This is a genomic window from Gordonia sp. 11cp (genome assembly GCF_057767225.1).
Genome location: NZ_CM173437.1, coordinates 3,457,888 through 3,470,264, shown reverse-complemented (window position 1 = coordinate 3,470,264; position 12,377 = coordinate 3,457,888). Strand labels below are relative to the sequence as shown.

Sequence of the window (12,377 nt, the reverse complement as noted above, 5' to 3'; positions counted from 1 at the left end):
ACCGGCGCACCTCAGGCATCCGCGTCCGATGGTGTCATCTCGGCCGCGATCGCACGCAGTTCACCGATCGCCTGCTCGAGCACCTCGTCGGCGTCGAGAACGAGCCCGGCCACCGGAGCGGGGACCTCCGATGGGGAGGCTCCGAACGGCGTCGCGTCGGCCGACGACGGATCGAGCGCCGACGCAGGGTCGAGTTCGGCTGCCCTGACCAGCAGTTCGGCGACCTCACGACGCCCTCGCGCGCGCAGAAGGGTCACCGCATTGCGGGCCGTGGTCCACAGCTGGGTGCGCTGACCGCTGTCGCGCCAGGCCTCGAGGAGGACGACGTACGCCTCGGCCGCCCTGGGGGTGTCACCGACCCGCGTCAGACACGACGCCGCTCCGACACGAGCGATGCCGACGATGAACGTCGCACCGACGTCGTCGGCCAGCTCGTGCGCTCGCCGGTACAGCGCGAGCGCAGACGCCGGATCGGCCGGCGCGACGAGCTCGGCCTGCACATAATCCAGGAACGCATGCTGCGACGGCCCGGCCGCGGCGGCGATCTCGGTCCGCGCGGTGGCCAGGAGCCGCGCCGCATGCTCCGCGTCGCCCGCGTAGGAGGCCGCCAGCGCGGCCGAGGCCAGATAGGCCGGGCCGAGCGACTCGTGACCTCCGCACCAGGTCCAGTGTCGGATGGCGACCGGGAAGTCGCCCCGGAAGTGCGCGACCGCGGCGGTGGCGGCATGTGCCCCGAGCAGGCGGTCGTCGATCCGGTCACCGTCACGCGGTGGTCGCGCCTCCTCGAGACGCAGTGCACGTTCTGCGAGGTCGAGCGCGAGGTCGAACTCGCCGACCAGCCGTGCCGCCTCCGCGCCGGCCGACAGCACCGCGGCGCGACCGGCCTGATCGTCCAGGCGCTCGGACTGCGCGATCTCGATTGCCCAGGTCCACAATTCGCGGATGTTCCGCCAGATGCCGACGAGGAAGAGCGACGTCGTGATGGCGACGAGCACGTCGATGCGATCACGTGCGGCGGCAAGATCACGTGCGGAACGCACGTTGTCCATCTCGGCGTGGAGTCGCCGGTTCGCGGCGCGCTCCCCACTTCCCAGCCAGGCGACCTCGATCTCGCGAACCGTTGCCACGCACTCCTCCAGGAAGCGGTCCTCGGCGGCGGCGAGCATGCCCGACGCCTCGAGGTGATCGAGCAGGTAGTGCCGGATGAGGTGGAGCAGGCGGTACCGGCCCTCCGACGCATCGGCGACGAGCAGCGAGCTGTCGACGAGCCGGTGCAGCGTCTCCAGCGGATCGTCGACGCCCCCGACATGTCCGGCGAGGGATTCGAACGTGCGGACCGTGACGCCACCGGGAAAGGTGGCCACGGCGGCGAGAACGGCCTGGTCCGGACCCGACAGCAGCCGGAAGGACACATCCACGCTGACCCGGAGGGTGCGCGCGGCGCCGCCGCCGGCCGGCCCGGTCGCGAGATCCAGTGCACGACCGAGCAAGCCGACCACCTCGGCCACCGGCATCACCGCTGCCTGCCGGGCGGCGAGTTCGATCCCGAGCGGGAGTCCGTCGACCCGGCCGAGGAGGTCGACGAGGTCGGGCAGGTCCCGTTCGGTGACGGCGAAGTCCGGGTTGCGGCGTCCCGCGTGCTCCACGAACGCGCGGATCGCCGGTTGCCGCAACGCGGCGTCGACGGTGCCGGGGGCGTGCGACGGGACCTGCAGCGGTTGCAGACGGACGACGTACTCGGCCGGCAGGTGCAGGACGACCCGGGACGTCGCCAGGACCCGTACCCGTGGCGCGAATCGGATGATCTCGCCGACCAGTTCCCGGCACGCGGCCAGCAGATGCTCACAGTTGTCGAGGACCAGCAGCGACGCGCCGGTGCCGAGGTGACGCGCGACCGTCGACGGCGAGGCGGCCGCGTCCAGGTCGAGACCGAGGGTCGAGGTGACCGCAGCGGCCACCCGGTCCTCACGCGCCACCGCGGCGAGGTTGACGACGTACACCGCGTGGTCCGGGAAGACCACGGGGTCGGCCGCGACATCGAGGGCGAGTGTGGTCTTGCCGACCCCACCGGTCCCGGTCAACGTCACCAGACGATGAGCGGCCAGGAGCCGGGACACCTCGGCACGCTCGCGTTCGCGCCCCACCATCGGTCCGCCCGTCGGAGCCGGGCGAGGGGACCCGGCGGCCGGACCGGCCAGACGAGTCGAGATCGGGATGGCGGCGTCTCCGGCGGCGACGGACTGTTCGAGTGCGCCCAGCGCCGGACTCGGATCCAGACCGGTCGCCTCGGCCAGGCGCATCCGGAATCCGGACGCCACCGACATCGCCTCCGCGGTGCGGCCGTCTGCTGCGAGAGCCCGGATCAGCAGTCGGGTCGCGCTCTCGCGCAACGGATTCGCAGCGACAAGTGCGGTCGCGGAAGCTGTGGCGGTCGGGTCGGCCGCGTCCACCAGCGCTTCGAGGTGCGCGTCGTCGAGGCGCTGGCGGAGCTCCTCGAGCGCGACTCGCTCGGCACCGAGATCTGCGAGACCGGTGAACTCGCCGAGCGGATCTCCGCGCCACAGCTCGAGCGCTCGGGCGGTCACGCGTACCCGGGACGTCGGGTCGTCGGTGGCGGAGGCGGTCGCGAGCAGCTCGCGGACGACGTCGCTGTCGACGACGCATTCGCTCAGCCGATAGCCGGCGGGCCGCCGCTCCAGCAGGTGTGCGTGCCGGCCCAGGTGATTCCGCAGCCGCGACACCAGGTTGTGCAGTGCGGCAACGGGATCCTTGGGCACCGCCGTGCCCCAGAGTTCGTCGACGAGCCGGCCGGTACCCACCCCGTGTCGTCCGGCCGTCGCGAGCAGGGCCAGTAGCGCGCGCCGCCGGTCCCCGGCGACCGGCACCTCGACGCCGTCGACGTGCAGCGTGAGCGGACCCAGCAGCCCGACGCCGATCGGAGGCGGCCCGATGCGGTGGTCCGGCTCCTGAACCGACATCCCCGTCCTCCCGGTCTCCGACAACCCATCCGTGGTGTGCCCGCGTCCTATGCAGGATGAGCGTAGGCCTCCACCGACACCCACGTCCGGTATCGATCGAGACCGATCGCCGCGGCCAGATCCTCGGTCTGGGATCGCTGCGCCAGTAGCGCATCGACCTTGCGATCGAGTTCGGCACCGGCGAGTCGGAGCCGCAGCGCCACCTTCTCGGTCGGGCACTGCCTCGGACCGCCGAGCGCCCACATGTCGAAGTCGCGGGCGAGGTCGTACTCGACGGCCCGTCCGGTGGCGACCGGGTGCAGGACCCTGGGTTCGACACCCGCGGAGGCAATCGCGCGGAGCACCCAGCGGTTGACCGTGCGGTGATCGGGGTGACCGGTCACCCCGTCCGGGCCGAAGGTGAGGACGGTGTCGGGCCGGACCTCGTCGAGCAGTGCGGCGATACGCGCCACCGGGGTCGCCGGATCGAGTGCCTCGAGGCCTCCGTCGGGCAGGTCGAGCCAGTGATGTTCGTCGATCCCCATCACGTCGAAGGCCTCGGACAGTTCGCGGGTGCGAGTGGCCGCGAGCGCCGAACGTGCTGCGGAGGTGGCGTTCTCGTCGGCGGACTCGCCTCGCGTCGCGGTCACGCAGACCACGCGGCCGCCCAGATCGCGTACGGCCGCCATGATTCCGCCCGCGAGGTACGTCTCGTCGTCGGGATGCGCCCAGACGGACAGCACCGTACCCAGATCGGTCACTCGCAGCTCATGGTCCGCGGCTGCGGTCGCGGTTCGTGTCGTTGTCATGAGCTGATGGTCGGCGGCCCCGCTGTCACGCGACTGTCATCGATCCGGCGTGGGGCGCCGCGACCGCGGCCGAATCATGACAGCGCCATGACAGGGCCACGCCGCACGCTGAGGCCACACCCGATCCAGGGTGCGGCAACCACCGATTCGGGATGCACCGACATCCCGACCATCACCGAACAGAGGGACATGATCATGACCACCACGACAGATCCCACCGCCATCGACCTCGGCCGGGTCGAGGCCTTCGCCGGCCAGGTCAGTGCCGACCTCACACACGCTTACCACTCGATCAGCACGTACCTCGGCGACCGCCTCGGACTGTGGCGGGCACTGGCGCAGCTCGGGTCGGCGACCAGCGCCGAACTCGCCGAACGATGCGGACTCGCCGAACGGTATGTGCACGAATGGTTGTGCGTGCAGGCCGCCGCCGGGTACGTGCTGCTCGAGGACGGCGGCGACGCGGGCGCCGACGTCTTCGTGCTCCCCGCCGAGCACGCCATGGTGCTCGCCGACGACGACAGCCCGGCTGCGATCGTGGCCGGCTTCGAGGTCGCCGCGGCGATCTGGGCCTCGGTCGACCAGCTCGCGCACGCGTACGCGACCGGTGACGGTGTGCCCTGGCACGCACACGACTCCCGGCTGTTCTCCGGCGTCGAACGCTTCTACGGGACGATCTACCGCGCGTCGTTGCTCAGCGAGTGGATACCGGCGATCGACGGCCTCGAGCAACGACTCTCCGAGGGCATCCGCGTCCTCGACGTCGGTTGCGGACACGGAGTGCCCACGATCCTTCTCGCCGAGGCCTTCCCGAACTCCACGTTCGTCGGGGTGGACAGCCATGAGGAGTCCGTGCGGCGGGCAACCGCGGCGGCGGCCGCGGCAGGCGTCGGCGACCGGGTGCGTTTCGAGGTCGCCGGGGCGCACAGCTACGACGGCGACTACGACGCGATCGTGTTCTTCGACGCACTGCACGACTTCGGCGATCCGGTGGGCGCGCTCGAGCACGCACGGTCGTCGCTGCGTGCAGGCGGACAGGTGATCGCCGTCGAGCCGCTGGCGCACGACACGCTCGCCGAGAACCTGACCAATCCCGTTGCGCTGCTGTTCTACTCGGGCAGTTCGTACCTGTGTGTGCCCCACAGCATCGCCGATGGCGCGACGTCGCTGGGCGCCCAGGCCGGGCCCGCCCGGTTGCTCGACACCTTCCGGGCAGCCGGGCTGCCGAGCGCGCACGTCGCGGCGACGACCGCGTCGAATCTGCTCCTCGAGGCGAGGATCTGACGGCGCGACCGGCTCAGCGCAGCGCGTTTTCCAGATCGCCGAGGATGTCGTCGATGTCCTCGATACCCACCGAGAGGCGGACCAGGTTGGCGGGCACCTCGAGCAGCGATCCGGCGGTCGAGGCGTGCGTCATCGCACCGGGGTGTTCGATCAACGACTCGATGCCGCCGAGAGATTCGGCGAGCGTGAACACCTCGGTGCGGGCGCAGAACTCCTTGGCCTCGTCGAGGCCGCCCTTGACCAACACCGAGACCATGCCGCCGTAGCGCTTCATCTGCTTACCCGCGACCTCGTGTCCCGGGTGGTTCTCCAGACCCGGGTACAGGACGGCGTCGATCTTGTCGTGGCCGCTCAGGAACTCGACGACCTTCTCCGCGTTGTCGCAGTGCCGATCCATCCGGACACCGAGGGTCTTGATCCCGCGCAGGGTCAGGAACCCGTCGAACGGGCCCGGTACCGCTCCCGCGCCGTTCTGCAGGAATGCGAACGCCTCGTCGAGCTCCTCGCTGTCGGTGACCAGCGCGCCACCGACGACATCCGAGTGCCCGCCCAGGTACTTGGTCGTCGAATGCAGTACGACGTCGGCGCCCATGACGAGCGGCTGCTGCAGGTACGGCGAGGCAAAGGTGTTGTCCACCACGAGCTTCGCGCCGGCCTCGTGTGCGACCGCGGCGAGGGTCTCGATGTCGCCGACGTTGAGCAGCGGGTTGGTCGGCGTCTCGGTCCAGACCAGCTTGGTCTCCGGCCGGATGGCGTCGCGCACAGCGGCGACGTCGGACACCGGGGCCACCGAGTAGGTGATACCCCACTGGCTGAAGACCTTGTCGATGAGCCGGAAGGTCCCGCCGTAGGCGTCGTTGGGGATCACCAGATGGTCGCCCGGCCGCAGCGTCGACCGCAACAGGCAATCGGTGGCCGCCATACCGGAGGCGAAAGCCCTTCCGTAGGTGCCGTTCTCGAGCGCGGCGAGGTTGGCCTCGAGGGCGCGCCGGGTCGGGTTGCCGGTGCGCGCGTACTCGAAGCCGTCGCGCAGTCCGCCGACGCCGTCCTGGGCGAAGGTCGAACTCGCGTAGATGGGGACGTTCACCGCACCCGTCTGGGGATCGGGGTCGTACCCGGCATGGATGGCGCGGGTCGAGAAGCCTTGCCAGCGAACCGAATCCGCCGCACTGCGTCGTTCACTCACGGTGATGCTCCTATCCGACGATCGGGTGGCTCGACACGAAGGCGAGCAGGTCGTGGCGCGTGATCACGCCGATGGGTTTGCCGTCTTCGACGACCATGAGCGCGTCGCAGTCGCCCAGCGCCTTGGTCGCAGCCGACACCGGTTCGCCGGAACCGATGAGCGGGAACGGCTCCCCCATGTGCGCCGAGACGGGGTCGGCGAGACTGGCGCGACCTTCGAAGACCGCGCTGAGCAGGTCGCGCTCGGTGACCGCGCCCGCGACCTCACCGGCCATCACGGGCGGCTCGGCGCCGACGACCGGCATCTGGGAGACGCCGTACTCGCGGAGGATCTCGATCGCGTCGCGCAGGGTCTCCTGCGGGTGGGTGTGGACGAGGTCGGGCAGGGCGCCGGTCTTGCCGCGCAACACATCCCCCACGAGCGATTCCTTGGTGTTGGCGTCGAGCGGGCTCCGCAGGAAGCCGTAGCTGCTCATCCACTGGTCGTTGAAGATCTTCGCCATATAGCCGCGGCCGCCGTCGGGCAGCAGGACGACGACCACCGCGTCGGGACCCTCGCGCTCGGCGACCTGGAGGGCGGCCACGACCGCCATCCCGCACGAACCGCCGACCAGCAGTCCCTCTTCGCGGGCCAGTCGCCGGGTCATGTCGAAGGAGTCGGCGTCGGAGACCGCGATGATCTCGTCGGGGATCGCCGGGTCGTAGGCATCGGGCCAGAAATCCTCGCCGACGCCCTCGACGAGGTACGGCCGCCCGGTTCCGCCGGAGTACACCGAACCCTCGGGATCGACGCCGACGATCTTCACGGCCCCGTCGGAGATCTCCTTGAGGTAGCGGCCGGTGCCGGTGATGGTGCCGCCGGTGCCGACGCCCGCCACGAAGTGGGTGACCTTGCCGTCGGTGTCGGCCCAGATCTCGGGTCCGGTGGTCTCGTAGTGACTCTGCGGCCCGGCCGGGTTGGCGTACTGGTTGGGCTTCCACGCACCGTCGATCTCGGTGACCAGCCGATCGGAGACGCTGTAGTAACTGTCCGGGTGGGACGGCTCGACCGCGGTCGGGCAGACCACGACCTCGGCGCCGTAGGCGCGCAGGACGTTGCGCTTGTCCTCGCCGACCTTGTCGGGGCAGACGAAGACGCACTTGTAGCCGCGCTGCTGCGCGACGAGCGCCAGCCCGACGCCGGTGTTGCCCGACGTCGGTTCCACGATGGTTCCGCCCGGCTTCAGCTCGCCCGAGGCCTCCGCGGCGTCGATCATCCGCACGGCGATCCGGTCCTTGCTGCTACCACCGGGATTGAGGTACTCGACCTTGGCGGCGACCAGGCCCGATCCGGGTGAGGTCACCGAGTTCAGCTTGACCAGCGGGGTGTTGCCCACCAGGTCGACGACGTGATTGGCGATGCGCATGCGTCCATCGTCCCAGAGCGGCCGCGAACAGCGACACCCGGCCGCTGCCCGAAGCCGCAACCCCTAAACTGGCACCCGTGTCCGGTTCGAGTCGCAAGGGAATCGCCTCCGGGAGGATCGTGCGCGATGTCGGCGCCACGGCGGCAGCGACCGCGGGCGCGGCCGGTGCCGGGTGGGCCGCCTACAACCTGCTGAACAGTCAGGCAGCCGAGGCCCGGGTGGTGATACCGCACCGCACCGACAATGCCCCGGACGGCGACGGCGTGTATCGCCCCGACGGCACCAGCGAGCGATTCACCCGCGACACCGTCTACGACCTGTACCTCGTCGTGTTCGGCGACTCGACCGCGGCCGGGCTGGGTGCCGAGACCGCCGAGGAGACCCCGGGTGTGCAGATCGCCCGCCGGGTGGCCGCGGAGACCGATCAGGTGGTCCGCTACGCCAACAAGGCCATCGTCGGCGCGACGTCGAAAGGGCTCGCGGCGCAGATCGAGGCCATGTTCGTCCACCACGAGCGACCCGACGTCGCCGTCATCCTCGTCGGCGCCAACGACGTCACCGCCCGTAACAGCCCGCTCCCGTCGGCGCGCCGGCTCGGTGAGGCGGTCCACGCGCTCGTGGACGGGGGCGCGAAGGTGGTCGTTGGCACCTGCCCGGACTTCGGGGTGGTGACCGCTATCCCCCAGCCTCTCCGGGCGGTGCTGCGGCGCTGGGGACTCGCGCTGGCCGCCGCGCAACGCTCGGCGGTCCGGGCCGCCGGTGGCCGCCCGGTACCGCTGGCCGACCTGCTGACCGGAGAGTTCCTCGCGCGACCCGAGCACATGCTGTCGCCCGACCGCTTCCATCCGTCGGCCGCGGGGTACGAGCTGGCCGCCGACATCCTCGTGCCCGAGGTCCTCGCCTCGATCGGCGAATGGGGCCCCACGCCGTTGCCCGAGCCGCCCAAGGTGTCCGAGGCCGTCGAAGAAACACGGCTCATCACTCGTGTCAGGAAGCTGTTCACGCGACTCTGACCAGCGCCGTTCGGGACACCCCGGCCGCGAAACCAAGCAGATGCTTGGTGCGGTAGTTTTGAGGCATGCCTGAAGCTGTCATCGTCGCCCATGCCCGTTCCCCGATCGGCCGCGCGGCCAAGGGATCCCTCAAAGACGTCCGCCCCGACGAACTGTCGCGTCAGATGGTCGAAGCCGCGCTCGCCAAGGTGCCCGAACTCGACCCTGCCCTGATCGAGGACATCCACTGGGGCATCGGCCAGCCCGGCGGCCAGGGCGGTTACAACATCGCCCGGGTGATCGCGGTCGAGCTCGGTCACGACCACATCCCCGGCGTGACGGTGAACCGCTACTGCTCGTCGTCGTTGCAGACCACCCGGATGGCGCTGCACGCGATCAAGGCCGGTGAGGCCGACGTCCTGATCTCCGGTGGCGTCGAGAGCGTGTCGAGCTTCGGGATCTCCGGTGGCGCCGACGGCGCACCGAACTCGAAGAACCCGATGTTCGACGACGCGATGGCCCGGACCGAGAAGGCAGCCGCCGGCGACGCCGGCATCTGGCACGACCCGCGCAAGGACGGCGTCGTCCCCGACGTGTACATCGCAATGGGTCAGACCGCCGAGAACGTGGCGTCGTCCACCGGCATCTCCCGCGAGGACCAGGACCGGTGGGGCGTGCTGAGCCAGAACCGTGCCGAGGCAGCGATCAAGTCCGGGTTCTTCGAGCGCGAGATCGACCCGGTCACCCTGCCCGACGGCTCACTCGTCACCACCGACGACGGTCCGCGCGCCGGCACGACCTACGAGAAGATCTCGCAGCTCAAGCCGGTCTTCCGCCCCGACGGCACCATCACCGCGGGTAACGCCTGCCCGTTGAACGACGGCGCCGCGGCACTGGTCATCATGAGCGACACCAAGGCGAAGGAACTGGGCTTGACCCCGCTCGCACGCGTCGTCGCCACCGCGGCCACCGGCCTGTCGCCGGAGATCATGGGGCTCGGTCCGATCGAGGCGATCCGCAAGGTGCTGCGCGTCTCGGGGATGTCGCTGTCGGACATCGACCTCGTCGAGATCAACGAGGCGTTCGCCGTCCAGGTCCTCGGTTCGGCCGCCGAACTCGGCATCGACCACGACAAGCTGAACGTATCCGGTGGGGCGATCGCCCTCGGTCACCCGTTCGGCATGACCGGCGCCCGCATCACGACCACCCTGCTCAACAACCTTCGTACCCACGACAAGACCTTCGGCATCGAATCGATGTGTGTGGGCGGCGGCCAGGGTATGGCCATGGTGCTCGAGCGCCTCAGCTGAACCGGTTGGAGCACCTCAGCTGATCGAGACCGTGTCCGTCTCGTCGACGCCCCTCGCCGCGTTGGGTCCTTGGATCGCGACGCTGCGGGGGGTTGTTCGTCGGTAGACGAACCAGGCGATGACGACCACGCCGACGATGTAGATCTCGGCGGGGATCGCCCAGACGTTGTTGGTCGCCGTGTTGTCGTGGATGTAGTACTGCGAGATGTGCCCGGCGAGGTCCCCGCCGTAGCTGATGGCCAGCGCCCAGACGGCGGCATCGAGCCATCCACCGCGGTTGCCCACCCGGAAGCAGAGCACACCGAGCACGCCCACGGCGATGTCGTTCCACCCGAGTTCCCACTGGAACATCGACGGGATGAAGTCCGGTCCGATGCCTTCGGCGATCTCGGGGGCGTTCGGGCCGACATGCCCGATGCCCGCGAGAATGCCGAACGCACCTCCGGGGACGAGGATCCAGAGCATCACGAGCTCGGCTGCGCGGCCGAGTGTGCGCCGCCGCACCGATCGGTCCACCAGTATGTGCACCACGGCGCCGACGATCATCAGCGCCAGCTGAATCAGAAAGAACACCATCTCCGAACGGTAGAACCGCGGCGGCGGGTCGCCCCCCGCAAACGCGTCTGGGCGGCACATTTTGTCGCACACAGGACCCTCGAGACGACAGTGGCCCCGCACCGAGAGGTGCGGGGCCACTGTCGTGTGACGGACTAGTCGGAGTTGAAGTAGGTCAGCAGTCGCAGGATCTCGACGTAGAGCCAGACCAGGGTGACGGTCAGGCCGAGAGCGACGCCCCATGCGGCGCGGTCGGGTGCGCCGGCGCGGATCAGGCGATCCGCGGCGTCGAAGTCCAGCAGGAAGCTGAACGCGGCGAGGGCGATGCAGACCAGCGAGAAGATGATCGCGATCGGGCCGCCGTCGCGGAGCACCCCGGCCTCACCGGTGAACAGACCGATGACCAGGTTGCCGAGCATCAGCACCAGGACGCCGATCATGCCGGCGAACAGCATGCGCGTGAAACGCGGCGTCACGCGGATGGCGCCGACCTTGTACACGACCAGCATGCCGAAGAACACGCCGAAGGTGCCGAGGACCGCCTGCCCGATCAGGGCACCGGCGGAGGTGTCACCGGCGACTGCCCAGTTCGCGAACACGAACGAGATGGCACCGACGAACAGACCCTCGAACGCGGCATAGGCCAGCACGATGGCCGGGTTGTCCTGCTTGCGCCCGAAGCTCGCCACCAGGACGAGGACGAGACCGGCGATGGCACCGACCAGCATGAGCGGCGTGGCGAGAGCTGCCTGAGCGGACTCGGTCGCGCGGCTGCTGATGGCGAAGTAGGTGGCGACCGCGGCCAGGGTCAGCACCCCGAGAGTGATCGCGGTCTTCGTGACGACGTCGTCGATGGTGAGCTGACGAGTGGTCGGCGGTGCCGGCTGGGTGTAGGGGTCAGTGGCCTGACCGTATTGATTGGCCGCGGCGCCGGCGCCGGCCATGCCGGCCCCGAAACCCGCGTACCCGGACTGATTGTCGCGGACCACGCCGCGCATCACCGGATTGCTGCTTTCTCGCACGAAGCGCTCCTTAATCGGTACGGATGTATACCGTCTCAACGTCGGGTCGTTCCTGTGAGTTCCCTGACGAGAACGCACGACGACCGAGTCGACATCGACTTTACCGACTCTTGACCCTTCTGTCGCCGAACACCCGCTCCCTCGTCAGTTCGCGCGTTCGCGCAGCGACCTCAACCGGTCGCCGACGGTGGTCCGACCGACACCCGCGCCGGTCCCGAGCGCGGCCCGGCCGAGGCACATCGCGGTGAGCATCGACTCGGCCCGCGCGAAGTCCCCACCCCAGGGCAGGCCCGGCTTGGCGAGCATCAACGAGGCGATTCCGTGGGCGGTGGCCCAGAACTCGAGAACGATGTCGGCGACCTCCGCGCGGTCGAACATGCCGTCGTCGGCCAGCGCGGTGACGGTGCCGACGAACCGGGTGTACGCGCTGGCGGCGAGCACTTCGTCGACCTTCGACGGAAGCCCCTCGGAGGTGGGCTTGCCGAACGCCACGCGGTAGAGCACGGGGTTGGCGACGGCGAAACGCACATAGGCCATCCCCTGGTTCAGCGCGCGATCGAACGGGTCGTCGACGCCCGCCGATGCGGTGGCCATCTCGTCGTCGAGGCGCTCGAAATAACGGGCGCACACGGCGTCGAGCAACGCCTCCTTGTCGGCGAAGTGCAGGTAGATCGACGGCGGCGTGACCCCGACACGGTTGGCGACCGCGCGGATGGACATCGCGGTGTCATCGCCGTTCTCCACCAGCAATTCGCCCGCTGCCTCGATGATCTCCTCTGCGAGGATCTCCCCGGACCCGCGTGGTGATCTCGCTCGTCGTCGTGTCGTCACTGCGCTCCTGAATCTGTGCCGCCGCC

10 protein-coding genes are annotated in these 12,377 nt (G+C 69.7%); 3 read left to right on the top strand and 7 right to left on the bottom strand.

Features of this window, described 5'->3' with window-relative positions:
* Positions 1–11: 11 nt before the first annotated feature.
* Both AC3B6C_RS15510 and AC3B6C_RS15505 read right to left on the bottom strand, forming a co-directional pair.
* Entirely contained in the window at positions 12–2,978 is a 2,967-nt protein-coding gene (locus tag AC3B6C_RS15510) for an ATP-binding protein (RefSeq protein WP_488373384.1), read from the bottom strand.
* A gap of 47 nt (positions 2,979–3,025) precedes the next feature.
* The gene (locus tag AC3B6C_RS15505) at positions 3,026–3,766 is read right to left on the bottom strand and encodes a PIG-L deacetylase family protein (protein ID WP_488373383.1); all 741 of its coding nucleotides are present in this window, start codon (positions 3,764–3,766) and stop codon (positions 3,026–3,028) included.
* A gap of 195 nt (positions 3,767–3,961) precedes the next feature.
* Here AC3B6C_RS15505 and AC3B6C_RS15500 point away from each other — a divergent pair, with 195 nt between their 5' ends.
* Positions 3,962–5,050 (top strand): class I SAM-dependent methyltransferase, encoded by a 1,089-nt coding sequence (locus AC3B6C_RS15500; RefSeq protein ID WP_010841796.1) that lies wholly within the window; start codon positions 3,962–3,964, stop codon positions 5,048–5,050.
* 13 nt (positions 5,051–5,063) lie between these two features.
* Here AC3B6C_RS15500 and AC3B6C_RS15495 read toward each other — a convergent pair whose 3' ends face one another.
* Together AC3B6C_RS15495 and AC3B6C_RS15490 are read right to left on the bottom strand one after the other, a co-directional pair.
* Complete coding sequence (locus tag AC3B6C_RS15495; protein WP_488373382.1) at positions 5,064–6,236, bottom strand: cystathionine gamma-synthase; 1,173 nt, start codon at positions 6,234–6,236, stop codon at positions 5,064–5,066.
* Positions 6,237–6,246: 10 nt separating this feature from the next.
* Positions 6,247–7,641, bottom strand: coding sequence for a cystathionine beta-synthase (locus AC3B6C_RS15490; protein ID WP_010841794.1), 1,395 nt, complete (start codon positions 7,639–7,641; stop codon positions 6,247–6,249).
* Between the two features lie 77 nt (positions 7,642–7,718).
* Between AC3B6C_RS15490 and AC3B6C_RS15485 the strand changes: the two genes are divergently transcribed.
* Together AC3B6C_RS15485 and AC3B6C_RS15480 are read left to right on the top strand one after the other, a co-directional pair.
* Positions 7,719–8,654: an SGNH/GDSL hydrolase family protein gene (locus tag AC3B6C_RS15485; RefSeq protein WP_488373381.1), complete on the top strand. Its 936-nt coding sequence runs from the start codon at positions 7,719–7,721 to the stop codon at positions 8,652–8,654.
* A 65-nt stretch (positions 8,655–8,719) separates the two neighbouring features.
* Positions 8,720–9,943, top strand: a complete 1,224-nt coding sequence (locus tag AC3B6C_RS15480) for an acetyl-CoA C-acetyltransferase (RefSeq protein ID WP_010841792.1) — start codon at positions 8,720–8,722, stop codon at positions 9,941–9,943.
* Positions 9,944–9,958: 15 nt separating this feature from the next.
* Here the strand turns inward: AC3B6C_RS15480 and AC3B6C_RS15475 are convergent, their stop codons facing one another.
* The 3 genes from AC3B6C_RS15475 to AC3B6C_RS15465 all read right to left on the bottom strand — a co-directional run bounded on the left by AC3B6C_RS15475 (position 9,959) and on the right by AC3B6C_RS15465 (position 12,351).
* A complete protein-coding gene (locus tag AC3B6C_RS15475; protein WP_488373380.1) occupies positions 9,959–10,519 on the bottom strand; it encodes a DUF6790 family protein in 561 nt (186 codons plus the stop codon).
* 134 nt (positions 10,520–10,653) lie between these two features.
* Positions 10,654–11,520 (bottom strand): Bax inhibitor-1/YccA family protein, encoded by an 867-nt coding sequence (locus AC3B6C_RS15470; RefSeq protein ID WP_035717090.1) that lies wholly within the window; start codon positions 11,518–11,520, stop codon positions 10,654–10,656.
* Positions 11,521–11,664: 144 nt separating this feature from the next.
* Positions 11,665–12,351 carry a TetR/AcrR family transcriptional regulator gene (locus AC3B6C_RS15465; RefSeq protein WP_488373379.1) on the bottom strand — a complete coding sequence of 229 codons (687 nt, stop codon included), beginning with the start codon at positions 12,349–12,351 and terminating at the stop codon, positions 11,665–11,667.
* Between the last annotated feature and the right edge of the window lie 26 nt (positions 12,352–12,377).